General features: G+C 71.6%; 23 protein-coding genes. 11 read left to right on the plus strand and 12 right to left on the minus strand.

All coding sequences use genetic code 11. From position 1 onward, the window contains the following. Positions 1–16 precede the first annotated feature (16 nt). Both AB0B40_RS08225 and AB0B40_RS08230 read right to left on the minus strand, forming a co-directional pair. A complete protein-coding gene (locus tag AB0B40_RS08225) occupies positions 17–553 on the minus strand; it encodes a hypothetical protein (RefSeq protein WP_362263542.1) in 537 nt (178 codons plus the stop codon). Positions 554–1,127: 574 nt separating this feature from the next. Continuing rightward, positions 1,128–2,678 (minus strand): protein kinase, encoded by a 1,551-nt coding sequence (locus AB0B40_RS08230; protein ID WP_362263543.1) that lies wholly within the window; start codon positions 2,676–2,678, stop codon positions 1,128–1,130. Between the two features lie 492 nt (positions 2,679–3,170). On the opposite strand from AB0B40_RS08230, the gene AB0B40_RS08235 reads away from it, so the two are divergent. Further along, positions 3,171–4,154: a metallophosphoesterase gene (locus AB0B40_RS08235; RefSeq protein WP_362263544.1), complete on the plus strand. Its 984-nt coding sequence runs from the start codon at positions 3,171–3,173 to the stop codon at positions 4,152–4,154. A 217-nt stretch (positions 4,155–4,371) separates the two neighbouring features. Here AB0B40_RS08235 and AB0B40_RS08240 read toward each other — a convergent pair whose 3' ends face one another. Beyond that, positions 4,372–6,429 (minus strand): PA14 domain-containing protein, encoded by a 2,058-nt coding sequence (locus tag AB0B40_RS08240; RefSeq protein ID WP_362263545.1) that lies wholly within the window; start codon positions 6,427–6,429, stop codon positions 4,372–4,374. Positions 6,430–6,758: 329 nt separating this feature from the next. Between AB0B40_RS08240 and AB0B40_RS08245 the strand changes: the two genes are divergently transcribed. Genes AB0B40_RS08245 through AB0B40_RS08255 form a run of 3 tightly spaced genes read left to right on the plus strand, consistent with a single transcriptional unit; the run spans position 6,759 to position 9,102 of the window. Beyond that, entirely contained in the window at positions 6,759–7,367 is a 609-nt protein-coding gene (locus tag AB0B40_RS08245; protein ID WP_345047430.1) for a PadR family transcriptional regulator, read from the plus strand. A gap of 2 nt (positions 7,368–7,369) precedes the next feature. Then, entirely contained in the window at positions 7,370–8,335 is a 966-nt protein-coding gene (locus tag AB0B40_RS08250) for an ATP-binding cassette domain-containing protein (protein WP_345047428.1), read from the plus strand. An 11-nt stretch (positions 8,336–8,346) separates the two neighbouring features. Then, positions 8,347–9,102 carry an ABC transporter permease gene (locus tag AB0B40_RS08255; protein ID WP_345047427.1) on the plus strand — a complete coding sequence of 252 codons (756 nt, stop codon included), beginning with the start codon at positions 8,347–8,349 and terminating at the stop codon, positions 9,100–9,102. A gap of 172 nt (positions 9,103–9,274) precedes the next feature. Here AB0B40_RS08255 and AB0B40_RS08260 read toward each other — a convergent pair whose 3' ends face one another. The 4 genes from AB0B40_RS08260 to AB0B40_RS08275 form a co-directional block, all read right to left on the minus strand. Next, the gene (locus AB0B40_RS08260; protein ID WP_362263546.1) at positions 9,275–10,333 is read right to left on the minus strand and encodes a zinc-dependent alcohol dehydrogenase family protein; all 1,059 of its coding nucleotides are present in this window, start codon (positions 10,331–10,333) and stop codon (positions 9,275–9,277) included. Between the two features lie 393 nt (positions 10,334–10,726). After that, positions 10,727–12,337 carry a glycosyltransferase gene (locus AB0B40_RS08265; protein ID WP_362263547.1) on the minus strand — a complete coding sequence of 537 codons (1,611 nt, stop codon included), beginning with the start codon at positions 12,335–12,337 and terminating at the stop codon, positions 10,727–10,729. Beyond that, positions 12,334–12,504, minus strand: coding sequence for a hypothetical protein (locus AB0B40_RS08270; protein WP_345047422.1), 171 nt, complete (start codon positions 12,502–12,504; stop codon positions 12,334–12,336). The genes AB0B40_RS08265 and AB0B40_RS08270 overlap by 4 nt, the downstream gene beginning before the upstream one ends. Before the next feature lie 160 nt (positions 12,505–12,664). Further along, entirely contained in the window at positions 12,665–14,044 is a 1,380-nt protein-coding gene (locus AB0B40_RS08275; RefSeq protein ID WP_362263548.1) for a UDP-glucose/GDP-mannose dehydrogenase family protein, read from the minus strand. Between the two features lie 734 nt (positions 14,045–14,778). Between AB0B40_RS08275 and AB0B40_RS08280 the strand changes: the two genes are divergently transcribed. The 5 genes from AB0B40_RS08280 (at position 14,779) to AB0B40_RS08300 (ending at position 18,089) form a co-directional block, all read left to right on the plus strand. Then, positions 14,779–14,982, plus strand: coding sequence for a cold-shock protein (locus AB0B40_RS08280; protein ID WP_030224351.1), 204 nt, complete (start codon positions 14,779–14,781; stop codon positions 14,980–14,982). A 244-nt stretch (positions 14,983–15,226) separates the two neighbouring features. Beyond that, positions 15,227–16,720, plus strand: a complete 1,494-nt coding sequence (locus AB0B40_RS08285; protein ID WP_345047418.1) for a DEAD/DEAH box helicase — start codon at positions 15,227–15,229, stop codon at positions 16,718–16,720. Between the two features lie 108 nt (positions 16,721–16,828). Beyond that, positions 16,829–17,176 carry a CBS domain-containing protein gene (locus AB0B40_RS08290; protein ID WP_345047417.1) on the plus strand — a complete coding sequence of 116 codons (348 nt, stop codon included), beginning with the start codon at positions 16,829–16,831 and terminating at the stop codon, positions 17,174–17,176. A gap of 46 nt (positions 17,177–17,222) precedes the next feature. Next, positions 17,223–17,537 carry an SCO5918 family protein gene (locus AB0B40_RS08295; RefSeq protein ID WP_345047416.1) on the plus strand — a complete coding sequence of 105 codons (315 nt, stop codon included), beginning with the start codon at positions 17,223–17,225 and terminating at the stop codon, positions 17,535–17,537. 201 nt (positions 17,538–17,738) lie between these two features. Continuing rightward, complete coding sequence (locus AB0B40_RS08300; protein ID WP_345047414.1) at positions 17,739–18,089, plus strand: helix-turn-helix domain-containing protein; 351 nt, start codon at positions 17,739–17,741, stop codon at positions 18,087–18,089. 118 nt (positions 18,090–18,207) lie between these two features. Here AB0B40_RS08300 and AB0B40_RS08305 read toward each other — a convergent pair whose 3' ends face one another. Continuing rightward, positions 18,208–19,521, minus strand: a complete 1,314-nt coding sequence (locus AB0B40_RS08305; RefSeq protein WP_345047412.1) for a HAMP domain-containing sensor histidine kinase — start codon at positions 19,519–19,521, stop codon at positions 18,208–18,210. A 156-nt stretch (positions 19,522–19,677) separates the two neighbouring features. Between AB0B40_RS08305 and AB0B40_RS08310 the strand changes: the two genes are divergently transcribed. Both AB0B40_RS08310 and AB0B40_RS08315 read left to right on the plus strand, forming a co-directional pair. Further along, positions 19,678–19,851, plus strand: coding sequence for a hypothetical protein (locus AB0B40_RS08310; protein ID WP_345047411.1), 174 nt, complete (start codon positions 19,678–19,680; stop codon positions 19,849–19,851). 56 nt (positions 19,852–19,907) lie between these two features. Then, entirely contained in the window at positions 19,908–20,627 is a 720-nt protein-coding gene (locus AB0B40_RS08315; protein ID WP_345047410.1) for a response regulator transcription factor, read from the plus strand. A gap of 52 nt (positions 20,628–20,679) precedes the next feature. Here the strand turns inward: AB0B40_RS08315 and AB0B40_RS08320 are convergent, their stop codons facing one another. From AB0B40_RS08320 to AB0B40_RS08335, 4 genes are read right to left on the minus strand one after another with little or no spacing between them, the layout of a single operon-like run. Then, positions 20,680–21,348 (minus strand): response regulator transcription factor, encoded by a 669-nt coding sequence (locus AB0B40_RS08320; RefSeq protein WP_345047408.1) that lies wholly within the window; start codon positions 21,346–21,348, stop codon positions 20,680–20,682. Next, complete coding sequence (locus AB0B40_RS08325; protein WP_362263549.1) at positions 21,345–22,622, minus strand: sensor histidine kinase; 1,278 nt, start codon at positions 22,620–22,622, stop codon at positions 21,345–21,347. The genes AB0B40_RS08320 and AB0B40_RS08325 overlap by 4 nt, the downstream gene beginning before the upstream one ends. Before the next feature lie 27 nt (positions 22,623–22,649). Next, positions 22,650–23,489 carry an ABC transporter permease gene (locus tag AB0B40_RS08330; RefSeq protein ID WP_362263550.1) on the minus strand — a complete coding sequence of 280 codons (840 nt, stop codon included), beginning with the start codon at positions 23,487–23,489 and terminating at the stop codon, positions 22,650–22,652. Continuing rightward, positions 23,486–24,424: an ATP-binding cassette domain-containing protein gene (locus AB0B40_RS08335; RefSeq protein ID WP_362263551.1), complete on the minus strand. Its 939-nt coding sequence runs from the start codon at positions 24,422–24,424 to the stop codon at positions 23,486–23,488. The genes AB0B40_RS08330 and AB0B40_RS08335 overlap by 4 nt, the downstream gene beginning before the upstream one ends. Between the last annotated feature and the right edge of the window lie 195 nt (positions 24,425–24,619).

Raw genomic sequence — 24,619 nt, forward strand, 5'->3', positions numbered from 1 at the left:
GCCATCGCCGCGACCCTCATATGCCACCGCCGACTGGCCAAGTGAAATGACGTCTAAAGACCCGGTCGTCGAGGATCAAAGCCCGGTCACATGAGGCGTCGCGGTCGTCCACGGCCGCGAACCACTTGGTGAAGAAGGACCGCCCCACCCCCTTGAGGGCGAACTGCCGGTAGGCCTCGCTCAGGTCACCACCTCGGACCGCTTCGCGCGTGGTCCGGAGGACAGTGGGCATGCGCGCGTCGGACAGAGCAGCTTCCGTGTACCGCGGCCCACGTCCGTTCGTGATGCCCGAGCCCCAGATCATGACGGCCACGAACAGGTCACGCAGACTGTCGGGATCATCGTCACCAACGCGGTCACGGAGATGGGCCAGGTCGCCCCGGCTGACGAGACGCTCTCCGCTCGACCCGCTCGCACATCCAACGCCGATACCGAGTACGTGCGCCGCTCCGTGCGGCTCCAACCGCGAGCGCCATGTTTCTGGACGGAAACGCACGGGCTTCTGTTGGCAATCGCCGTAACGGACAACGAGCTTCCGAAGCTGCTCCATCATGCTCCCCCGGCCATGACGGCTGTGTGCCGTGAGCCACAGCGTATGGGAGAAGGTGCCAAGAGGACTCGCTTATTGGCGATGACGGACGTACCGGCCCACTGCCAGCACAATCACAACGGACAGAACGAACGCCCGACCGGTGGTTGCCGCATCGTAGGAGTGGTAGACCATGGCGAGCATGCGTGGACGGATACCCGGCTTCCGATACGGCATCCCCGCACCACAAGCGCACCAGATCGTGCGGGAAACAGCGGGGAGCCACGGTGAAAGCGGACGGGCGCGACCAGCCCAGGACTCCGACGTTCGTCCAGGTCAGCTGCCGAGCCGGCCGTAAATGACCGCCGCTTCCCAAGCTGGGAGCGCGAGTTCGGTGAGCGCGCTGCTGCAGGAAGGCGGGGTGCGACGGATTCGGTCTCGCCGGGAGCCCGTTCGCCGTGATCGGTTGGACCGGCGAGCAGACCTGCTGCCCAGAGCAGCCGTACCGGTGACACGGGGCGGGCACGGCCACCGGATCGAGCTCGTGCCTGGGAGTTCGGGCATGTATCGGGGCACGGCGGGGTTCGGTAGCCGGCCTCTAATGCGTCGGGGTCGGGGTGGGCGGTGCGCCGGTAGCGGTGCCGTCCTCCGAGGGGCTTGGTGATGGGGGCACCGTGCCAGCGGTCGGCGTCGCCGCTGGTGTCGTATGGCTCGGGCCGGCGGCCCCGGCTGTGGTCGGCACCGATCGTGGCGGCGGTGACGCCGATCCGCTCGGGCCCGCGGGCGGTGCAGAGGCGCTGCGGCTCGAGTTCGGGGCAGCCGCCACGCCGAGTGTCCTGGAGGCGGGCTGGGCATGGGATCCGGTTGGCGCAGCCGCAGGGTGAGACGCGCCGAATGCCCTGGAGGCAGGCTGAGCGCCGTGAGACCGGACGGTCGGGAGGGCACCGGGCCCGCTGTCGGCGGCCGCCGTGCCGGAGGACGGGTGCGTGGGGGTTACGGAGGGCGTCGCTGCTGCCGGGTCGTCGCTTCCGCTGGTGCTCGATGTGAAGGCGAGAGTCGCGCCCAGGGCCGCGGAGAGGGCCAGGGCCGTGCCCGCTGCCAGGCGGCGGCTGTGGCGAGTGCCGCCGGGGAGGTTGCGCCGGGTGACCGTGGCCTCCCGAGACCGTATGTGCTCCTCCGTTCCGGGGGGAGGGGCCGCCGGCGCCCGGAGGCGTGCCTCGGAGGACGCCGGGAGCGGCAGGGGGTGTGGATCAGGTTGGGCGTTCCGGGAGGCGAGGACTTGCGCGCACTGCTCGGCGTCCGGGCGGGCCTCGGGGTCCTGGTCGGTCATGGCCCGCAGCAGGGCCGCGAGTTCCGGGGGAAGCCAGGTGGGGACCTCGGGTGGGCGGTGCAGGCGGGCGACTGTCGCCTCCAACGCGGTTCCCTGGTACTCCAGTTCGCCTTTCAGGCACTCCAGTAGGACCAGGCCGAGCGCGTAGACGTCGGCGGCCGGTCCGATCCGCCTGCCCTCGACCTGCTCCGGTGCCAGATAGGCGGCGGTGCCTATCAGGACGTCCGGCGCCGTCTGGCGGGTGGCGTCGGCCAGGCGCGCGATGCCGAAATCGGCCAGGTGAGGAGCACCGGCCGTATCGAGGAGGATGTTCGACGGTTTGACGTCTCGGTGCACGACGCCGGCCCGGTGGACGTAGGCCAGCGCCCGCGCGAGGGCGGCGCCCACATCCACCACACGTCGCTCAGGCAGCGCTCCGCACTCCAGAAGGCCGCGCAGCGTGGGGCCCTTGACCAGCTGCATGACCAGGTACGTGCGGTCGTCGTGGCGGCCGGCGTCGTAGACGGTGACCAGTCCCGGGTGCTGCAGGCGGGCCAGGAGGACGGCCTCCGCGGTGAGACGGTCCTCTGCCTGCGGGTCCGGACCGGGCCGGAACACCTTGACGGCCACGGGACGCCGAAGACGCGTGTCGACGGCCTCGTACACGTCGGCCATGCCTCCCGATCCGATTCTCGCGGCCAACCGGTAGCGGCCGGCGAGGACTTCGGCAGGCTGCTCATCCGCTGGAACCGGCGCGGGCGTCGGCGGGGTTGCTGACTGGCGGGCCTTCATCTGGTTCTCCGTTGCTGTCACCGCGTACCGGACTCGGCCAGGGACCATGCTGCGAGGCGGGTACCCCCAGCCTGTGCCAGATATCCGGACCGAGTCGGCGCAGCGAGGGAAACGGCCCTGCCTTTCCCCCGTGGCCGGCGCGTTGTGGCAGGTCAGGCTAGCTGCCAGCAGGACAGCCGGCCGTCGTCGCCGACCTCCGCCGACCTCCGCCGTCAGCCGCTTCGCCGGCGGATCGACGGAACGCCGGGGCTGGCGCGGCGAGTACGACGTCCGGTCAACGTGAGCGGGTGGTGGCGGTGTCCGCCGCCCTCGGTGAGGCCGCCGCCGACGAGATCATGGACCGACCGCGGGCGCCGTTACCTCCTCACACCGTCACCGGCGGTGTGCTCGTCACCGCCGGGCACTGTTCACCGCCTGTCCTCCGGGAGGGGGGCTGCTGGTCGATCACGTTCGGGACATTGACGCGCCTTTTCGATCCCAGGAGGAACGACGATGAGACAGTGGCGTCATGCAGCATCCGCCGCGGTTGCCCTGAGCGTGTTGTCCATCGCTCTGTCCACCGGGTCGGCGTCGGCCGGCGCGGCCACCGCCGGTTCCCACGACTCCCGGTTCACCTTCGCGGTTATCGGTGACGTTCCCTACGGGGACGCCGAGATCGCCCAGTTCCCCAAAGTCGTCCAGCAGATCAACGCCGATCCTGACGTGCAGTTCGTGGATCACCTCGGTGACATCAAGAACGGCTCGTCCGTGTGCAGTGACGACTACTTCCGGATGATCAAGTCGGACTTCGACCAGTTCCAGGACCCCCTGGTCTACACCGTCGGCGACAACGAGTGGACCGACTGCCACCGGCCGAACAACGGCCCGTACAACCCGCTCGACCGCCTCGCCAAGATCCGCGAAGTGTTCTTCCCGCGGCCCGGCTGGACACTCGGGCGGAACAGTGTCCACGTCGCCTCGCAGGCAGACGAGGGATACCCCGAGGACGTCCGCTACACCCGGGCCGACGTGGCCTTCTCCGCGCTGCACATCGTCGGCAGCAACAACAGCCTGGCGCCGTGGACCGGCAACACCCGGCCCACCCCGGAGCAGGCCGCCGAGGTCCTCGGCCGCACCGCCGCCGTGGTCCAGTCGATACGCGACACCTTCGACGGGGCCCGGCGCCACCACGACAAGGCCGTCGCCCTGCTCACCCAGGCCGACATGTTCGACCCGACGGTGACCGACCCCTCGTACGCCGACTACTACGCCTTCCAGCCGATCGTCGACGCGATCGCCCAGGAGTCCGCCCGGTTCCGGGGGCCGGTGTACCTGTTCAACGGCGACAGCCACGTCTACAACGCCGACCAGCCGCTGGCCGCCGGCTCCAAGTGGCTGTCGTTCTACCGGCAGACGGCCGCTGTGCCCAACCTGCACCGCGTCACCGTCGACGGGTCCGGCAACGCCACCGACTACCTCAAGGTGACGGTCGACCCCGGCAGCCCGCAGGTCCTCAACTGGACCCGTGTGCCCTTCACCTCCTGACCAGGGTGGGGGCAGCGGAACGCCGCTCCGAGCTCTGCAGACGGGCGCGGCAAGCGCGGCGGCGAGGGCTCGTTCCCGGCCACCCGCCCCGGAACGCAGGCACTGCGCCGAAGCCTTCCGCACGGCGCCCCTGGCCTTGACGATCTGCCGGAACACAGCACAAGGCCCAGGTCACGGACCCGGGCCTTGTGCTGTGCGGGGTGGCCCGTCGTACCGGTTAGACGCGGTCCTGGAAGACGCAGCTCCACGCCTGCGTGCCCGCGACGCCGCCGTCGGCGCGCACCGCCTCCAGCGTGTAGAAGTGCGTGGTGCCCCGGGCGGCCGTGGTGTCCGTGTAGGCACGGGTCTCCACCGGCAGCAGTCCGGCGTGCAGCGGCTCGTACGATCTCGTGGCCCCGTTCCACCGGCTGACCCGGTAGCCCGCGACGGTGTCGCACTCGGCCGTCTTGTCGCACCGCCAGTTGACGGACGGCCCGTCCTCGTCGGGTCCGCCGATCACGGTGCCGTAGGCCATGCTGCCGAGGTCCCAGTCGCGGGTGACCGTCACGGACGGCCGGAGGTCCAGCTCGGTGGCGTCGACGACCGTGACCTCGGAGTCACCCGGGGGCAGCGCGTTGCCCCAGCGGTCCCTGGCGACGACCGCGTACACGTACGTCTCGCCGTCCGGCAGGTCGCCGCAGAGGACCGCGAGCGGGTCGCTCGTACCCTCCGCGCAGTCGGTGGAGCTGAGCCACTTGACCGTGCCGTCGGCCTGCCGGACGCCGGTCCAGGCCGCGTAGCGTTCGACGTCGTCCTCGGCCGAGGCCGCCCAGCTCACCAGCACGCCGTCGGCGCGCGGGGTGGCCCGCACGCCGGTGACCGGGCGGGGCGCGACGCGGTCACCGGTGCGGACGACGAGGGGGGCGGACAACGCCGACTCGTTGCCGGCCGGGTCCACCGCCGCGACCGCGTACGTCACGTACGTGCCCGCGGGCATGTCCAGGTCCTCGCAGACGCCGCCGGTGCCGGTCTCGTCGCTGTTGTCGGCGCAGGTCACGCGGGTGAGCGCGGCCGGGTCGAGGTTCTTGCCGGGTGAGCGGTAGACGCGGTAGGTCCCGCCGTTGGAGAAGTCCTCGCCGAAGCCGTCGGGCTGCTTCCAGTGCACGTCGGTGTAGCCGACGCCGACGACGGAGTCGAGGGAGGTCGGGGACGACTTCGGCGGTGTCCGGTCGACGCCGTCGCCGGTGGCGGTGGCGTACGCCGACGGGTTGCCGAACGCGTCGAGTGCGCGGACCCGGTAGTAGCGGGCGGTGTTCACGGGCGCGTCGGTGCGGTACCACGTCGTGGTCGTCGTACCCAGCAGCTCGAACGGGCCGGTGGCCGCGGGGGCGGCGTACACCTCGTACTTCGCGGCGTCGGCGCCGCCCTGCCAGGCCAAGGTGGCCCACCACGCGTCGCCGGTGACCGTGAGCCCGTCCGGCGCCGCCGGGCCGGTGCGGTCCACGGTCACGGCGGCGGCGTCGGAGCTGCCGGCGGACTCGCGGCCCGCCTTGTCGACGGCGCGGACCTCGTACAGGAAGGTCTGGCCCGTGGCGGGCGTCGCGTCCGCGAAGGACGGGGAGGTGAGCAGCGCCGAGCCGCTGACCTTCGCCCACCCGGTGGTGCCCAGCCGGCGGTACACGCGGTAACCGGCGAGGTCCATCTCCTTGTTCGCGGTCCAGCGCAGGGTGGTCTTCGTGGTGTCGCGGTCGTACGCGGCGGTGAGGCCGGTCGGGGCGAGCGGCTTGACGGTGTCGACGGCGGCCTCGGTGCGCGGGGCGTACGTGAACCCGGCTCGGGCAAGGCCGGTCCAGGCGACGTAGTCCACGCGGAGCGAGTGCCGGCCCGCCGGGACGGTCACGTCGACGGTCTTGCGGGCGGTGGTGGAGACGTTCTTCCACAGGTCGATCTTCCGCACGCCGTCGACGTAGACGCGCATGCCGTCCTGCGTGGCGGCGGAGAGCCGGAAGGGGCCGCCGGAGCCGAAGTCCCGGGTGAGGGACCAGCGGACGGAGAAGTCGTCCTTGGGCAACGTGACTCCGGACGGGTCGCCGTACCCGTAGTTCTCGGCGATGGCGGGGTCACAGGCGGTCAGCTTCGGTGTGCCGCTGAAGGTGGAGTTGCCGAAGTACTGCGCCGTCCAGACGGGAGAGGTGCAGGTGACGGCCGCGGAGGCGGGGGCGGCGGTGATCAGGCCGCCGATGGCGGCGACGGCGGCCGCCGCGGCCAGTGCGGTCCGCCGGGTACGAGTCAGCACAGAGAGCGGGCCCTTTCAGGACCATGGGAAACCATGTGGAACGGGTGACGCCCTTGTGACTCACGGGGCGGGGACAGGGTTGCCCGCCCCTCCCGTCAGCCGCTCCGCAGGTGACAGCCCGGGTGGTCAGCATGCGCATGGTGGTCGTCCTGCCGGCGCCGTTGGGCTCGGCCCTATGGAATCAAGGTGCCGGGTATCGACCACCACCTCGACCGCCCGTGAGGCCGTGCCGTCTCCCGGGCTGTCGCCGCCTCCCCGCCTCCCCGTCTTCAGCGGCACTCCATCGGAGCCGATTGACAACATGAATCTAATGCGGTGAAGCTAGCAACGTGAATCTATCTCGCCTTGTGGTGCTGGGACTGCTCGAGAGCGGCGGTCCGCAGCACGGCCACGAAATCCGCAGACAGGCCGAGCGCAGCAACGTCCAGACCTGGGGCGGCGTCAGCATCGGTGCCCTGCACCGCGAACTGCGCACGATGGAGACACACGGCCTTGTCGAGGCCGTCCGTACCGAGCAGGTCGGGCGCCGTCCCGTCCGGACCATCTACCGGATCACCGAGGACGGCCGGAGCGAACTGCACGCCCTCCGGGAGACGGCTGTCTCCCGGCTGCATTTCGGCCCCGACCCGTTGGGAGTCGCCCTGCTCTTCGGCCGGGTCGGGGACCGCTCGGAGATGCTCAGACTGCTCGCCCGGCGCCGCGAGGCACTCGCTCTCAGCCGCGACGGCGTGGCCTCCGAATGCCGACGCCTCACCGAACAGGGGCTGATCAGCGCGTTCGACGCGGCGATGTTCCACCGCCGGGAGATGCAACTGGACGCCGAACTGCGCTGGCTCGAGCAGTTCGAGAAAGACGTGGCCGACATCCCCGATCCGGGACCGGCCGCCGGCGCCGAGCGGGCCGTCTCGGAAGACCAGCCCACCGAGGAGATGCCGTGAACATGATCGAAGCGAAAGACCTGTCGAAGACGTACAGGAACAAGAAGGGCGGGGTCGAGGCCGTCTCCGGGGTGAGTTTCCATGTCGCGCCGGGTGAGATCGTCGGCTTCCTGGGCCAGAACGGCGCCGGTAAGACGACCACCCTGCGGATGCTCACCACCCTGCTGCAGCCCACGTCCGGCAACGCCCGCGTCGCCGGATGCGATCTGCGCGCCGATCCGCAGGGAGTCCGCCGCAAGATCGGCTACGTCGCGCAGTCCGGCGGTACTTCACCTGCCGCCTCGGTGCGCAGCGAGATGATTCTGCAGGGACGGCTCTACCAGATGTCCCAGGCCGACGCGGTACGCCGCGCAGACCAGTTACTCGAGGAATTCGACCTGACCGGGCTCGCGGAACGCCCCACCATCACGCTCTCCGGCGGGCAGCGCCGTCGGCTGGACATCGCCCTCGGCCTGGTCCACGAGCCCGAGGTGCTCTTCCTCGACGAACCCAGCGCCGCGCTCGACCCGCAGAGCCGCAGCATGCTGTGGGACCACGTCCGGGAGGTCCGGGAGAAGCACGGCACCACCGTGTTCCTGAGCACCCATTACCTGGACGAGGCCGACGCGCTCTGCGACCGGGTGCTGATCATCGACCGCGGCCGGATCGTCGCCGAGGACAGCCCGACCAGTCTCAAGCAGCAGCTGGGGCACGACATCGTCACCATGGAGTTGGTCTCCGGGGCCGACCGGGCCGGAGTCGCGCTCGCCGAGCACCCCGCCGTCCGGGACGTCCAGGTCGACGGCGAGACGCTGCGGCTGACGGTGGAGCACAACGACCGCATGCTCCTGGAATTCCTGCGCACGCTCGACAGCGCCGACGTCGAGCCGACCTCCATCCAGGTGGTCCGGCCGACGCTGGACGACGTCTTCCTGTCCCTCACCGGCCGTCCGCTGGACGCGGCCGCTCCCCAGCCCCTGGGCGCCTGAAAGGACTTGTCGTGCAGGTCATCAACGACTCGTTGCTCATCTTCCGGCGGCACATGGACACCACGCTGAAGAGCAAGATGAGTGTCGTCATCGGCATGGTTCAGCCGGTGCTCTATCTGCTGCTCTTCGGCCCCATGCTGGAGAAGGCGCTGCCGGACGCCTCCGGCCACAACGCCTGGCAGGAGTACGTGCCGGGACTGCTCGTCCAACTCGGACTGTTCGGGGCGGGATACGCGGGGTTCAACCTGATCCCGGACATGCGCGCCGGGGTCATCGAGCGCATGCGGGTGACGCCGGTCAGCCGGCTGGCCCTGCTGCTCGGCCGGGTCATGCGGGACGCCGTGGTCATGCTCTTCCAGGCACTCCTGCTGACCCTGGTCTCCGTCGGGTTCGGGCTGCGGGCGCCGGTGCTGGGTGTGGTGGCCGGGTTCGCCCTGGTTCTGGCGCTCGCCATCAGTCTGGCCTCGCTGTCGTACCTGCTGGCGCTGAGCCTGCCGACGGAGTACCTCTTCGCCCCAGTGATCAACACCGTGGTCCTGCCGCTGATGCTGCTCTCCGGCATCCTGCTGCCGATGACGTTCGCGCCGGACTGGCTCTCCGCGTTGTCCCACCTCAGCCCCTTCCGGTACATCGTCGACGCCATGCGCGACCTTTTCGTCGGCCACTACACGACCGACTCGGTGCTGGGCGGAGCCGTCGTCGCCGTCGTCCTGGTCGTGGGCTCGCTCACCCTCGGCACGCGAAAGTTCGTCAAGGCCAATTCCTGAGCCGTCCCACCGGAAGGATCCCGGTCGGAGGTGTGTGGCGGGCGGCGCCGGCCTGTTCGCGGGGCGCCGTCCGCCACCGCCGTGCCGACGGGGCCCGGCGCCCACCCGGCACCGGCGCCCACCCGGCACCGGCGTCCGCCCGAGCCGGCTGGGGGAGTCCGAAGACCGCGTCCTAAGCGCCGGCTGCGTCCCGGCCGTCGTCGAAGACGAAGAGCGGTTTGGCGCCGTGGGCGGGCGCTTCGGCGAACGCGATGGCTTCGGGGAAGCGTTCGAGCGGGAACGGCCGGCCCGGGGGGATGGTCAGCACCTCGTCGGCGACGAGGCTGCGCACCTCGGACAGCGCGCGCAGCGCTTCCGCGGGTGAGACGGTGCCGAACCAGCGGTTCAGCCAGAAGCCGCGGACCGCTCGGGTCCCGTAGATGAGCGAGCGCACCTGCAGCGGGATCGTCAGCGCCGCCGGGTCGGTCTGCCGATGGGTGGAGAGGGCGCCGTAGACCACGGTCTCCCCTCCCGGGGCCAGTGCCTGGGACACCTGGGCACCCACATGGCCCGCGACACAGTCGATGGCCTTGCGCACGCCGGCCGGTCCCGCGATCTCGGCCACACGCTGCGCGAGGTCCTCGTCCTCGGTGCAGATGACCTCGTCGCCGCCGAGTGCCTCGGTCTCCTCGACGGCATCGCGCCGCCGCACCACATTGACCGTGCGTATACCCAGATGCCTGGCCAGCTGGATGACGAGCCGGCCGACGGTGGAGCCCGCCGCCGTCTGCAACAGCCACTCCCCGGGCCGTACGCCGAGTTCCCGGGTCACCAGGAGCAGCGCGGTCAACGGGTTGACGGCGAGCTGACAGGCGCTGGAGTCGCTCAGGCGGTCGGGGACCGGCAGAAGCCTGTGTGTTTCGGCGACGAGGTACTCCTGCCAGGTACCGGTCACAGGCGGCCCGGGTACGGCCGGGACGGCGACGGCCACCACACGTTCGCCGGTCTTCAGTCCCCCGGTGTCCGGCCCCAGGGCCTCGATACGGCCCACGCATTCCATGTGCCCGCCGACGGTGGGGAACTCGGGGGTGAAGCCGTAGCGGCCACGCAGCACGTGCAGGTCGCTGGCGTGGATCGGAGTCGCCTTCACGCGGATCAGCGCCTGGCCGGCCGCCGGCGTGGGAACGGGCCGGGACTCCAGCCGCAGGACATCCTTCGGCTCGCCGATCTCTCCGGCTACGAGCGCGCGCATGGACCGTGGCATGAGTGACCTTTCGTCTCCCGGCGGCCAGGTGCCACCCCGTTCACCCCTGCACTCGTCCCAGCTTGCGCCGCTTCGCGAGCACTGTCATGTCGTGAGGGCCGCCTCACGACGGGGTGAAGGGTCCAGGCCCTCCTTGCGAAGGCAATCGCTCCTCTTCCGGCCGTGCGGAGAGTTCGGCGACGACCCGGCGCCGGTTCTCGTCGGCGAGTGCCAGGAGTACCGGCCCTACTTCCGAAAGGGCGTGAAACCGCCGGTGAGCGCGGTGTGCCGCGCTCACCGGGGAAGGCCGGGGCCGTCCGGAACGTGCCCGCGAGGCCGTGTCCGCGAGGCCGTGCCCGCGGAGGCGGGGCCTCAGGGGCGGGGCCTCCGGGGGCGGGGGCCTCAGGGGGCCGAGGGGATGGGCGGCATGTGCTGCTGGGGTGACGTGCCGTCCTCGTACCAGGGGTCCGTGGTGGTGTACACGGGGGCCGCGGGCATCACGGCCGGCGCGGGGTTCAGAGCTGACGGTGCCCCGCCCGCGAGGGAGACCTCGGCGCCGTTCTGGCGGGTGCCCCAGCCCGTCTTGGCGCAGGTGACGATGCCGTACCAGCGAAGCCAGCGGAACCACGTCCAGGCCATGACGATCGCCAGCGGCATCATCAGCCACGTGAGGAACCGGGAGCGGATCCGCTCGTCGGTGCGGATGATGCCGAGGTAGCGCAGCCCCTGGGCCCAGCCGAGCAGGAAGGGGATCCAGAGCATGCTGAGCGGGGGGCGGTTTTCGTAGGCGACCGGTTCCACCACGAGCAGCCAGACGGTGACCATCTGGGTGAGGACCATCTGGACCCAGCGGATCGCGTGCAGCCAGAACGCGGGCCGGCCCATCGACAGGTACCGCATGCGCCAGATGGAGCGGATCGTGGAGCCGCGCATCCAGCGCAGGTACATCCGCCCGAAGTGGTTCCAGCGCTCCGGCATGGCCGTGAAGACGATGGCCGTCGCCTGCTGGACCGTCAGGCCGCGTTCCTGGGCGTACAGAGTGAGCATGCTGTCGTCGCTGAACGCGACGCCGCGGCCCATGAAGGTCTCGTTGAGGTAGGAGCCCAGGTTGTCCCGGACGACGGCGGCGCGGTAGGCCGCGAGGGGGCCGGAGTTGACCATGACGGCGCCTACGGCGGACTGTCCGGAACGGTCGACCATCTGCGAGGTCACGAACCACAGGTCGGTCGTGCGGGCCAGCAACTGGCTGCTGCGCCAGTGCAGAAGCGCCTTGCGGTGCTCCCTCTTGGCCTGCCGGACCGCGCGGCGCGAGGCCCGGCTCCCCGGGGGGCTCCAGACGGGTCGGCCGGGGCCCTGGTTGTTCGTCGCGATGACGATGCCCGCGACGGACTGCACGCGGCGCTTGGAGAACGGTTTGAGGATCTCCTCCACCGCGTGCGGGTCGAGATAGGAGTCGGAGTCCACCGTGATGTAGATGTCCGCCTCCCCGCCGGCCTCGACGCCGTGGGCCTGGGCATGGCGCTTGCCGCCGTTCGGTACGCGCTGCCACGTCGTGCGCACACCCGCCTGCGGTGCGGCCGTCAGCCACCAGTCACGCACATCCGCGTAGTCCGTGGTGGTCGAACCGTCGTCGACGACATGGACGCTGTCGGGGCGGCGGGTCTGCTGCAGGAAGGACTCCAGTCCCAGCCTCAGGTAGCCGGGGTCCTCGTTGTAGACCGGCATCAGGATCGACACATGGAGCCGGTCCAGACGCTCACGCGCCTTGGCGGGGACGCGGGTCGGCCGGTCCAGGTGGTAGAGCGTGACCTGGATGGCGAAGAGCACGAACGTGCCGAGCCACACGAACGACAGACGCCCGGTGGTCCGGGAGTCCCAGCTGGACACCACGAGCACGTGGTGGGCCGTCCAGACGGTGATCAGGGCAAGCCCGCAGATGGCGATCAGGACTGTGCCGGACCGGTGCTGCCACGCGGACAGCACCGGCGCCTGCTCGCGTCGTCCGCGGCTCACTCCTCGCCCACGGACTGACGTCTGCGGAAGCCCATGCGGGTCACGAGGATGCCTGCCAGGACCACGCCGGCAGCCACGGCGAACATCCACCAGCCGGTGTAGATGGTCACCCCGGCGATCGTGAGACCGCCAGCACCGGTGGCAGCGAGCTGCTGACCGTCGGACATAGAGAACTCCCCCCAGGAGTATGGAGATTGCGTGGAAAGTGTGAAGATTATATGTGAACGTTGAAGAACTTCAGGACAGGGGTCCTGTGATGTGCGGCTCATCAGGCAACGCGGGCCAACCAGGCGGCGTCTTAGTTGAGTTGCCGCGGCACCGCGGGCCTCAGGGGCGGCCGAGGGCGCGGTACTCCCACCCGGCCGCGCGCCACCGCGCCGGGTCCAGTGCGTGCCGGCCGTCGACGACACGCTTGCCGGCGACCACGGCTCCCATCGCCCCGGGATCGACGAGGCGGAACTCGTTCCACTCCGTCAGCAGTACGACGACGTCCGCAGCCCGCGCCGCGGACATCGCGTCGGCGGCGTAGGCGAGTTCGGGATGGCTCCGCCGGGCGTTGTCCAGGGCCACCGGGTCGGTCACGGTCACCTGTGCGCCGAGCCGGTGCAGCGCGGCGGCGACGTCGAGGGCCGGGGCGTCGCGGATGTCGTCGGAGTTGGGCTTGAAGGCGGCACCCAGCGCCGCCACTCGTACGCCCGCCAGGTCTCCGCCGAACAGTTCCGCGACGAGTTCCACGATGCGGACCCGGCACCGCTTGTTGATCGCGTCGACGTCCCGGAGGAAGCCGACCGCCTGGCCGGCGCCCAGCTCTTCGGCCCGGTGCGCAAAAGCCCTGATGTCCTTGGGCAGGCATCCGCCGCCGAATCCCAGGCCCGGCTTGAGGAAGCGGCCGCCGATCCGGTCGTCGTAGGACAGCGCCTCGGCGAGCCGGGTGACATCACCGCCGGTGGCCTCGCAGATCTCGGCCATGGCGTTGATGTAGGAGATCTTGGTGGCGAGGAAGGAGTTGGCGGCCGTCTTCACCAGTTCGGCCGTCGTCAGGTCGGCGACCACGACCGGCGTGCCCCGGTCGATGACGGGGCCGAAGGCGGCGCGCAGCCGCTGCTCCGCCCAGTCGGAGGACACACCGAAGACCAGGCGGTCGGGGCGCAGCGTGTCGTCCACGGCATACCCCTCGCGCAGGAACTCGGGGTTCCAGGCGACTTCGACGTCACGGCCGGCGGGAGCGACACGCTGAACCAGCTCGGTGAGCCGGGCAGCCGTACCGACCGGCACGGTCGACTTGCCGACGACCAGGGCGCGCCGGCGCAGATGCGCCGCCAGCTCGGTGACCGCGCTGTCCACGTAGCGCAGGTCGGCGGCGTCCGAACCCGGCTGCTGCGGCGTGCCGACGCAGACGAAGTGGACGTCACCGAACTCCGCGGCGTCGGCGAAGCTCGTGGTGAACCGCAGGCGGCCGGAGTCGAGCGCCTTCGTCAGCAGCTCGGGCAGTCCCGGCTCGAAGAACGGCAGCTCGCCCGAGTTGAGTTTCCCGACCTTGTCCGCATCCGTGTCCACGCCGAGGACGTGGAAACCCAGGGCGGCCATGCAGACGGCATGGGTGGCCCCGAGGTAGCCGGTGCCTATGACGGTGAGGCGGGGGGCCGGCGCGTCACTGTCATCCGCTCCCGCGGTCACGGCGGGATGCGGTGCAGCGATGACTGCCATGCTGAGACTCCATTGCTTGCCGGTGACTACGGGGGACGAGCGGCCACGCCCCGCCCGGGAAGGCGGGGCCGCTTCGGCGAAAGGCGGCGTCCGCACGCCCCCGAAGCGCTGCGCTTCGGGCGCACGCGACGCGGAACGGTCCGGAACCGGCCGCTTCGTACCGGAATCAGGCAGATCCCCCCACCTGGCGGTACCTCGTCCCCAGTTGTTGAAAGTAGTAAGAAGGTAAACCACCTGTGGCGGGTGTGAAGAACCCGCGAAGGTACGTGACTTTATTGTGATCACTTGGGGTCGGACGCGCGCGTGGACGGTGCCGTGCCCCGGACGAGCCGTCCGGCCGGGCCGGGATGTCCGGGGATGTGACCTTCATCGCGGCAGCCGGGTGTCGGGGCCTTCGCCGCCGCGCGGGCCGCCGACGGCGGTTGCGGCGGCGCGCCTCCCGTCGCCGGAGGTCACAGGGTCGCGGGCGGAAGGGCACGGCAAAAAGGCCGCACCCGCGGAGAGCAATATCTGTGCCCGTGAAATGAGAAATAAGCGCGGTGCACGGCGAGTATTCCTCGGCCACCGACCCGACCGGAATTATCGGGTCGTGCCGGGCCGATCGCACCGTGCTACTGTCGATCTCAGTTGCAGGTGTGGTTGCCAGAAGGTTCATTCCCGACGGGGTAATCACCACGGCGACACGGAATCCGCACAGGGCGGATTCCCGATCCCGCCTCCGAAGGAGAAATAAAATGGCTACTGGCACCGTGAAGTGGTTCAACGCGGAAAAGGGCTTCGGCTTCATCGAGCAGGACGGCGGCGGCGCCGACGTCTTCGCCCACTACTCGAACATCGCCGCCCAGGGCTTCCGTGAGCTGCAGGAAGGCCAGAAGGTGTCCTTCGACATCGCGCAGGGCCAGAAGGGCCCGACGGCCGAGAACATCGTTCCCGCCTGACACCGGCGCTCACGCGTAACTTCGCAGCTGGGGCCCGCACCTCTGGGGTGCGGGCCCCAGCTCGCTGCATTTAGGGCGTGCGACGGGAGGCTCCGCCGCACCACCGACGGGTGACATTTCCCGTCGGGCAGGCCCGGCCCGCATCGGCCCGGCCGACATCGACTCCGGCTCGTTTCGAGATTCTCTGCGCCGCTCATCTGCTGCGGGAATTCCTTGCTACGTGCCGCAACAAGGAAGGTCCCGCATGAAGCGTGCCCACACATCCCGCTCGAATGACCGTCTCGCAGGAGACGCCGGCGCCAGGCGCTCCGGTGGTCCGCGCCGCGCCAAGGGCTTCGGAAACCGGCAGGCCGGACGGACCGTACAGGGCGAGTTCACGCCGCCGAAGACGATCACGCCCGCGCTGCCGGCCGTCGAGTCGTTCGCCGATCTCGACATGCCCGCACGGCTGTTGGCCGCGCTCGGCCACGAAGGCGTGACCGTGCCGTTCCCGATCCAGGCGGCGACCCTGCCGAACTCCCTGGCCGGTCGTGACGTACTCGGCCGTGGCCGCACCGGCTCGGGAAAGACCCTCGCCTTCGGGCTCGCCGCACTGGCCCGTACGGCGGGCAGGCGTGCCGAGCCGCGGCAGCCGCTCGCCCTGGTGCTCGTCCCCACCCGCGAACTCGCCCAGCAGGTCACCGACGCGCTCACTCCGTACGCCCGCTCGGTGAGCCTCAGGCTGGCCACCGTCGTCGGCGGGATGTCCATCGGCAGGCAGGCCGGTGCGCTGCGCGCCGGGGCCGAGGTGGTCGTCGCGACACCCGGGCGGCTCAAGGACCTCATCGACCGGGGCGACTGCCGGCTGGGCGACGTCGGCATCACGGTCCTCGACGAGGCCGACCAGATGACCGACATGGGCTTCATGCCCCAGGTCACGGCCCTGCTCGACCAGGTGCGTCCCGACGGCCAGCGCATGCTGTTCTCGGCCACCCTGGACCGCAACGTCGACCTGCTGGTCCGCCGCTACCTGTCGGACCCGGTGGTCCACTCCGTCGACCCGTCGGCGGGCGCGGTCACCACGATGGAGCACCACGTACTCCACGTGCACGACGCGGACAAGCACCGGACGACCACCGAGATCGCGGCGCGCGACGGCCGGGTGATGATGTTCCTCGACACCAAGCACGCCGTGGACCGGCTGACCAAGCACCTGCTGAGCAGCGGTGTCCGCGCCGCGGCCCTGCACGGCGGCAAGTCCCAGCCGCAGCGCACGCGGACCCTGGCCCAGTTCAAGAGCGGGCATGTGACCGTACTGGTGGCGACCAACGTCGCGGCGCGCGGGATCCACGTCGACAACCTCGACCTGGTCGTCAACGTGGATCCGCCCAGTGACCACAAGGACTACCTGCACCGCGGCGGCCGTACGGCCCGCGCCGGGGAGTCCGGCAGCGTCGTCACCCTGGTGACCCCCGACCAGCGTCGCGGTATGACCCGGCTGATGGCTTCGGCGGGCATCACCCCCCAGGTGGCCCAGGTACGTTCGGGCGAGGCGGAGCTGAGCCGCATCACCGGTGCCCAGGCGCCGTCCGGTGTCCCGGTCGTCATCGCCGCGCCGGTCGTGGAACGTCCTCGCGGCACGTCTTCCCCGTCCCGGGGCGGTCGGGGCCGCCGGGGCCGTGCGGGCCAGGGCCGGCCCGTCGGCTCGGCGGCGCCCCGCAGGGCACAGCGCCGGCCCGGTTTCGGCTCGGCCGCCTAGGCCTGTCGCGGAAGTGGCGCCTGCCGGGCGACGCCCGGCACGCACTCTCGCACCAGGCCCTGGAGCCGCCGTGACCACGAGCCCACCCCTTCCCCGCTGGAGGCACCTATGACACCGGTTCAGACGCGGCACCGTGCGGTGCATCCCTCCCCCGAGGCCGTGGTTCACGACAGCGACGCCTCGGGGCCGCGCGTACGGGACGACATGACGGTCGAGGTGGCTCTCTCCCTCATGGCCGGTGCCCGCGTCGACCACCTCGTCCTCTGCGACGGTGACGACCAGGGCACGGGCCTGATCACCCTGGCCCGGCTCACCGTTCTGCGCGACAGCCCCGCCTACACGGACCGGGTCCGTCTCCGGGACGTCCTCGCCGGACCGTTCACCCCGTCCGGCACCCGTCCGGGCCCCACCGGTGAGCGCGGCCGGAGCCCGGGCGTCCGCACCCTCGCCCGCTGACCCACCCCGCCCGGTCGCCCGTTCCCCCTCCCCGCTGTGAGGCATCATGCGCTGTGTCATCGCCCGGTACCCGTTCGAGCTGACCAGGAGCGGGGTGCTGGCCTCCATGAAGGGGATCAGGCCCGAGCTGGTCACGGGTGAGTCCGTGACCATCGGCCGCCGCCGCTACCCGGTCAAGCAAGTGGGCCAGGTCATCACCCGACAGGACCGCCGCGACTTCACCGGCGGCGAGGTCGTCCGGGCCATGACCCGTCTCGGCTTCACCTGCCACGACCACCTCGCGACCGCGCCGGTGGCTGCCCCCAGCCCGCTCCTGGCCGCGTCCATGCTGCTCGGGGGCGCCACCTCCCCGAAGGAGTGAGCACAGGCGGGAAACCGCCACCCGTACACGAGTGAGGGCCCTGCCGGCGCGCGCCGGCAGGGCCCTCACTCGTGTACCGATCCCGGCCCGCAAACAGAAGGTCGGCACACCCCCGGGGTCGGCGGATGGTGTTCAATCTCTTTCGGGGCCCCGGTGCCGTACGGCACGAGGGCCCCTCGACGCGTTGCACAACGAGGTGACATGGCAGCAGATACCCCACTCAACGATCATCTGGACGACGACGACTACCCCGCGTACACCATGGGCCGGGCCGCCGAGATGCTCGGCACCACCCCTGGCTTCCTGCGGGCCATCGGTGAGGCTCGTCTGATCACTCCGCTGCGCTCGGAGGGCGGACATCGCCGGTACTCCCGCTACCAGCTGCGGATCGCCGCCCGCGCCCGCGAACTCGTGGACCGGGGGACCCCGATCGAGGCCGCGTGCCGCATCGTCATCCTCGAGGACCAGCTCGAGGAGGCGCAGCGCATCAACGCCGAGTACCGCCGTGCCGCGAACGGAGCGTCCGAGGCTTCCGGTCCCGGTCCGAACTGAGCACGCGGACGCGGGCGGGCCGTCCCCGGGGCGCGCACTACCACGGCGGGGACGCGAGCCGTTCAGACCGCCTGCCGCGCGACGCGCCGGACGGGTCCGGCCGGCCGTTCCCGTCCCCTCAGCCACCGCCGTCGCCGTCGCCGTCCTGATGGACCGGCACCAGCAGGGTGAACGTGGTCGGACGGCCGCCCGCCAGGGAGAGCCTGCCGCCCAGCGAGACGGCCAGGTCGCGGGCGAGGGCGAGGCCGATCCCCGCCCCCGGACCGCCGCTGTGCCCGCGGTCGAAGAGCCGTGCCGTCTCACCGTCGGCCTCCCCCTCGTCGCCGACGTCGAAGGCGAGGGCGTCCCCGAGGTCCCGCACCGTGAGGCGGACGGTGCCTCGCCCGTGAACGCGCGCGTTGTCCAACAGCACGCCGAGGATCTCGGCCACGGGGCCGCCCGGGACGCGGACATCGTCCGGTACGTCGCGCGTCTCGCACTCCAGACGCCTGCCGTCGCGGGCGAACAGGCCGTGCCAGCGGCCCTCGACGTCCCGCACGAGGCGGGACACCGCGGTGTCCGGGACGGCGGAACGCGCGAGGCCGCGGGAGCGTGACAGGCGCAGCACCTCCTCCACCGTGCCGTGCAGGCGACGGGTGGTCGCCAGCGCCTCCTCGACAGCGGGGCGCAGCCGGGCGTCGTCCTCCTGCGCCAGGGCCGCCTCCAGGGTGAGCTGCAGTCCGGTCAGCGGGGTGCGCAGCTGGTGGGAGGCGTTGGCGGTGAAGTCCCGCTCGTGGCGCAGGAGTTCCGACAGGCTGTGCAGCATCTCGTTGTGGGTGCGGGCCACCTGGCCGATCTCGGCGATGCTGCTGGCCGCGGCCCGTGCGCTCAGGTCGCCGGCGGTGACGGCCCGGCAGTGGCGGGAGAGGTCCTCCAGCGGGGCGGCCAGCGCCCGCGCCTGGCGGCGGGCGATCAGGACGGCCACGGTCAGGGCGAGGGCGCAGGCGCCGGCGAGGACGGCCCACGCGGCGAGGACGCGGTCGCGTACGGCGCCGGCGGGCGAGGAGGCGCGGACGACGCCGATGACCCGCTCGGCGTGCGAGACCGGCACGGTGACCGTCAGATCACCGCCCGAGTGACCGCGCACCACCGTGGCGCCCAGCGCCCGCCGTACCGTCGCGTCACCGGTTCGGGGGCCGCTGCCCGCCCGCAGACCCAGCCGGGTGTCGTACAGGCCCAGGTGGCCGCCGGCCGGTGGCGCGGGCAGTTCCACCGGATCCCCGGCCGGGTAGTCCGGGCTGACGCGCACGGCACCCGCCAGGGCCGCCCGCTCCAGGGTGTCGCGCTGGCCGGCGTACAGGGACGACCTGATGACCAGGGCCAGCGGGACGGCGAGGAGGACCACGGCGACCAGGGCGGCGGTGAGGGCGACGCGCACCACACGCTGTCTCATGCCCTCATCCTGCGGGCCGCCGGCCTGCCCGGCGACGGCGCGCCACGCCCTTTTGCCGTCGTCTAACCGTCGGCGTGCCGGGCGTTAACCGGCCGCCTCCTAGCGTCGGTGCCATGACCGACCTCCGGTCGCAGACGTTGCGGGAGGGCAGTGAGCATGGCACTCGGACACAGGTCCGCAGCCGTCGGGCTGGTGCTGGTCGCGCTCTCGGTCCCGTCCGCCTACCTGGCCCTGACCGCGGGCGCCGCCGTCGCGGCCGTACTGGCCGCAGCCCTCAACGGCATCCGCGGCGCCGGGCGCCCGGCCGTCGAGGAGCTGCGCGACCTGTGATCACGCCACACCGGGCCGGCGGGCCGGCCGGCCCGCCCGCTCCTACGCTGTCGACCATGCGCCCGCCCGCCACCGCCGACCGCAGCCGCCCGCGCGTCCTGGTCGTCGAGGACGACGACACCATCGGCCGCCATCTGGAGAGCGGCCTCGTCGGAAACGGCTACGACCCCGTCTGGAGCCGCACCGGCTCCGCCGCCCTGGCCGAGGCCGCCCGGACGCCGTACGACGTCCTGCTGCTCGACCTGGGCCTGCCCGACATGGACGGTCTCGACGTCGCCCGCGCCCTGCGCACCCGCCGGCCCGACCTGCTGATCATCGTCCTCACCGCCCGTACCGACGACATCGACGTGATCGCGGGACTGGACGCGGGGGCCGACGACTACCTCGTCAAACCGTTCAGCCTCTCCGTCCTGCTCGCCCGGCTCCGCGCCCACCTGCGCCGCCGTGTCGTCGCCGCGCCGCCGCGCGAGCCCGTCCGCCTGGCCGACCTCGTCCTCGACGTCTCCGCCCGGCGCTGCACCCTCCGCGACGAGGACGTCCCCCTGCGCCCCAAGGAGTTCGACCTGCTCGCCGTGCTCGCCCAGCACGCGGGCGAGGCCGTCTCCCGGGAGACCCTGATGGCCGAGGTCTGGGACGAGAACTGGTTCGGCTCCACCAAGACCCTCGACGTCACCATGGCGGCTCTGCGCCGCCGTCTCACCGAGGCCGCGGGCGCGCGCGCCCGGCCGCCCCGCATCACCACCCTGCGCGGACACGGCTACCGCCTGGAACCCTGACGGCCACCTGGAACCACGGCCACCGAGGGTCTCCCGGGCGCCGCCCGCCGGGTCAGCCGGCGTTGGGCCGGGCGAGGCCCTGGTCGTAGGCGAAGATGACGGCCTGGATGCGGTCGCGGGCGCCGATCTTGGCCAGGACGCGGCCGACGTGGGTCTTCACGGTGGACTCGGACAGGACGAAGCGGGTGGCGATCTCACCGTTGGTCCAGCCCTTGCCGACGGCGACGAGGATCTCGCGTTCGCGGTCCGTGAGGGAGCCGAGTCTCGGGTCCTCGCCGGATCCCGTGGGGCGGGCGGGGACGTAGCGGGTGAACTCGTCCAGGAGGCGGCGGGTGAGGGCCGGGGCGATGACGGCGTCACCGGCGGCGACGGCCCGGATGCCCGCGAGCAGCTCCTCGGGTCGCACGTCCTTCAGCAGGAAGCCGCTGGCCCCGGCGCGCAGAGCGGCGTGGACGTACTCGTCGAGGTCGAAGGTGGTGAGCACGAGGACACGCGAACGCCCGCCCGCGGCGACGATGCGGCGGGTGGCCTCGATGCCGTCCATGCCGGGCATGCGTACGTCCATCAGGACGACGTCCGGGCGGAGTTCGGCCGCCTTGCGCACCGCCTCGGCCCCGTGGGCGGCCTCCCCCACGACCTCGGTCTCGGGGACGGAATCCAGCAGCATGCGGAAGCCGTAGCGTTGCAGCGGCTGGTCGTCCACGATGAGCACGGTCGTCACCGGGCACCGCCCTGGGGAGTGAGGTCGAGGACGGCCTCGACGCTCCACCCGCCGCCGGCCGCCGGACCGGCGCTGACGGTCCCGCCGTACAGAGCCGCTCGTTCCCGCATGCCCACCAGGCCGTGTCCTTCCTCGTGCGGTCCGCGCGCCACGGCCGGCCCGGTGTCCTGGACCCGGATGGTCAGCCGGCCGTCCGTCTCGACGACCGCCAGGTGCACCCGGGCGTCGGTCTCGGCGTGCTTCAGGGTGTTGGTGAGTGCTTCCTGGACGATGCGGTACACCGTCAGCTGCACCCCGTTGTCCAGGGCGTCCACTTCGCCGGAGGTGCGGTAGACGACCTCCAGTCCGGCGGCGCGCACCTTGGCGCACAGCGCGTCGATGTCCGCGATGCCGGGCTGCGGGCTGAGGTCGGGCCCGCCCGGGGAGCCGTCCGCCGTCTCGCGCAGCACACCGAGCACCCGCCGCAGCTCGCCGAGGGCCTGGCGGCCGGTGTCGCCGATGAGCCGCAGGGCCTCCTTGCCGCGTTCCGGGGCGATGTCGGTGGCGTAGGTGCCGGCGTCGGCGAGCGTGATGATGACGGACAGGTTGTGGCCGACGATGTCGTGCATCTCGCGGGCGACACGGGTGCGTTCGGTGGCCGTGGCCAGCCTGCTGCGCTGGTCGCGCTCGATCTCCAGCCGGGCGGCCCGGTCGCGCAGCCCGGCGAGCTGCGCGCGCCGGATCCGGACCATCAGGCCGAGCGCGAGGGCCGCGGTCGCCGTGCTGAGCAGGAAGAACAGCGCGTCCCAGACGGACACGGCGGCGGACGCCCGTACGGCGACCAGCGCCATGGCGCCCGCCGTCACGGCGCAGGCCCACGGCAGCTGCCGCAGGCGTCCGTGCAGGGCCAGGCTGTACAGGGCCACGAAGAGCGCGACGTCCGCGCGCAGCGCCGCGCCCAGGGACCACTGCGCGACGAACACCGCGGCGATGACGCCGAAGGCCGCCGCGGGCCTGCGCCGCCGCCACAGCAGGGGCAGGACGAGTCCGGCCTGGAGCGCCAGCGTTCCCGCGACGGGCAGCCGGGTGAAGACCAGCCGGAACCGGCGCGGGCCGTCGCCGTCGTCGGCGACGCCGTGCAGCAGGTCGGGCAGACAGAACATCAGGAAGACCAGGACCACGACCGCGGTGTCCAGCACCCACGGATGTGTCCGGTCGGCCTGCCGCAACCGCTGGCCGACCCGGGACAGCCGGGCGACCAGCGGTGCCATCCCGCTGATGTCATCGGTGGTCACGGACGTCACCTGTCCATGGTGCAGCTGTCAGACGTCGCTGCGCGCGAGCCGGTACGCCGCGCCGGCCAGCGCCAGCGCCGTCCAGCCGACGAGGACCAGCAGCCCGGCGCCCGGCGACAGGGTCGTGGAGTCGTGGGTCAGCGCGAAGACCGACTCCCCGGCGTTGGAGGGCAGATAGGGGCTGATGTCGCCCTGCCAGGAGCTCGGCAGCAGTGAGACCAGTCCCGGGATCAGCATCAGGACGGCGACCAGCACCGATATCCCGCCGGCCACCGAGCGCAGCAGCGCACCCAGGGCGGTGCCGATCACGGCGACCAGGCCGAGGTAGAGCCCGGCGCCGAGCAGGCTGCGCGCGACACCCGCGTGGGAGAGGCCCATGGCCGCGGGGGTGCCCGAGACGATCCCGCTCCCGATCAGGAAGGCGACGAAAGCGCCTACGGTTCCCACCACCAGCGCGACCACTCCGAACACGGCCGCCTTGGACCACAGCACCGGCAGCCGCCGGGGTACCGCGGCGAGCGTCGAGCGGATCATGCCGGTCGAGTACTCCCCGGCCGTGACCAGCACGCCGAGCACGCCGAGGGCCAGCTGGGCGAAGTTCGTACCGAAGAGGGACAGGCTGACGGCCGTCCGGTCGGCGAAGTCCCGGTCGAGGTGGCCGGAGTCGATCCCCGACTTGTAGCGGCTCGCGGCGATCAGGCCGAACACCACCAGGAACAGCAGGCCCAGGCCCAGAGTGATCCAGGTCGAGCGCAGGGACCACAGCTTGGCCCATTCCGAGGAGAGCACGCGCCGTCCGGTCACCCGGTAGGCGGGGCGGGCGGGGGCGGTCCTGGGCTCCTCGACGGTCGCGGTGAGGGTGCTCATGCGGGCCTCCCCAGGGTCTCGACCCCGGTCGTGGTGCCGTGGTACTCCACGGCATCCCTGGTCAGGTCCATGAACGCCTCCTCCAGCGAGACCGTACGCGCGCTCAGTTCGAACAGCGCGATCCCGTGCTCCGCCGCCTTCAGTCCGATCTCGCGGGCGGTCAGCCCGGTCACCTGCAGTTCCTCGGAGCCGATCCGGCCGGTGACGTCGACGCCCGGCCCGGCCAGCACGTCCCGCAGCCGCCCCGGGTCCTGCGTCGCCACCTTCACCGTGTCGCCGCCCGCCTCGCGGATCAGGTCGCCCACGGTCGTGTCGGCCAGCAGCCGCCCGCGGCCCACGATGATCAGGTGGTCCGCGACCAGAGCCATCTCGCTCATCAGGTGCGAGGACACGAACACCGTGCGGCCCTCGTCGGCGAGCGCTTTGAGCAGGTTGCGGATCCAGAGCACGCCCTCCGGGTCCAGCCCGTTGACCGGCTCGTCCAGCATCACGGTCTGCGGATCACCCAGCAGCGCCGCCGCGATGCCCAGCCGCTGGCCCATCCCGAGGGAGAAGGCGCCGGCCCGCTTCTTCGCCACGCTGCCCAGACCCGCGAGGTCGATGACCTCGTCGACCCGGTGACGCGGGATGCCGTGCGTCAGCGCGAGGGCCCGCAGGTGGTTGTACGCCGAGCGGCCCGGGTGGATCGACTTGGCCTCCAGCAGGGCGCCCACCTCCTGGAGGGGCGCCTGGTGGCGGGCGTAGTGGTGTCCGTTGACGGTGACGGAGCCGCTGGTCGGGGCGTCAAGGCCGACGATCATGCGCATCGTCGTGGACTTGCCCGCGCCGTTGGGTCCCAGAAAGCCGGTCACCGTGCCCGGTTTCACGACGAAATCCAGTCCGTCGACGGCCGTCTTCTCGCCGTACCTCTTGGTCAGCTGCCGTGCCTCGATCATCCGCGTTCTCCCTGTCGGACTCCGGCGTCCGTCGTCTCCGACGCCTCACCGACCACGCTAAGAGCCACATCACCCCGACCCGGTGGTACCGGAAGCCCGAACCGCGCCGACCACGTGGTACCGCGGTACCACCCGGCTGCCTGCGGAGTCTCCGGAACCGTGGGGACCTTCTGGGTGCGTCGGGGTACGACGGGG

The organism is Streptomyces sp. NPDC042638 (genome assembly GCF_040647235.1).
GTDB lineage: Bacteria > Actinomycetota > Actinomycetes > Streptomycetales > Streptomycetaceae > Streptomyces > Streptomyces rameus.

Coding starts and splice junctions, on each gene's coding strand:
- AB0B40_RS08225 (WP_362263542.1), bottom strand. CDS start 553: ATGATGGAGCAGCTTCGGAAGCTCGTTGTCCGTTACGGCGATTGCCAA.
- AB0B40_RS08230 (WP_362263543.1), bottom strand. CDS start 2,678: ATGGTCCCTGGCCGAGTCCGGTACGCGGTGACAGCAACGGAGAACCAG.
- AB0B40_RS08250 (WP_345047428.1), top strand. CDS start 7,370: ATGATCGAAGCGAAAGACCTGTCGAAGACGTACAGGAACAAGAAGGGC.
- AB0B40_RS08260 (WP_362263546.1), bottom strand. CDS start 10,333: ATGCGCGCGCTCGTAGCCGGAGAGATCGGCGAGCCGAAGGATGTCCTG.
- AB0B40_RS08270 (WP_345047422.1), bottom strand. CDS start 12,504: ATGTCCGACGGTCAGCAGCTCGCTGCCACCGGTGCTGGCGGTCTCACG.
- AB0B40_RS08275 (WP_362263548.1), bottom strand. CDS start 14,044: ATGGCAGTCATCGCTGCACCGCATCCCGCCGTGACCGCGGGAGCGGAT.
- AB0B40_RS08280 (WP_030224351.1), top strand. CDS start 14,779: ATGGCTACTGGCACCGTGAAGTGGTTCAACGCGGAAAAGGGCTTCGGC.
- AB0B40_RS08285 (WP_345047418.1), top strand. CDS start 15,227: ATGAAGCGTGCCCACACATCCCGCTCGAATGACCGTCTCGCAGGAGAC.
- AB0B40_RS08290 (WP_345047417.1), top strand. CDS start 16,829: ATGACACCGGTTCAGACGCGGCACCGTGCGGTGCATCCCTCCCCCGAG.
- AB0B40_RS08295 (WP_345047416.1), top strand. CDS start 17,223: ATGCGCTGTGTCATCGCCCGGTACCCGTTCGAGCTGACCAGGAGCGGG.
- AB0B40_RS08300 (WP_345047414.1), top strand. CDS start 17,739: ATGGCAGCAGATACCCCACTCAACGATCATCTGGACGACGACGACTAC.
- AB0B40_RS08305 (WP_345047412.1), bottom strand. CDS start 19,521: ATGAGACAGCGTGTGGTGCGCGTCGCCCTCACCGCCGCCCTGGTCGCC.
- AB0B40_RS08310 (WP_345047411.1), top strand. CDS start 19,678: ATGGCACTCGGACACAGGTCCGCAGCCGTCGGGCTGGTGCTGGTCGCG.
- AB0B40_RS08315 (WP_345047410.1), top strand. CDS start 19,908: ATGCGCCCGCCCGCCACCGCCGACCGCAGCCGCCCGCGCGTCCTGGTC.
- AB0B40_RS08330 (WP_362263550.1), bottom strand. CDS start 23,489: ATGAGCACCCTCACCGCGACCGTCGAGGAGCCCAGGACCGCCCCCGCC.
- AB0B40_RS08335 (WP_362263551.1), bottom strand. CDS start 24,424: ATGATCGAGGCACGGCAGCTGACCAAGAGGTACGGCGAGAAGACGGCC.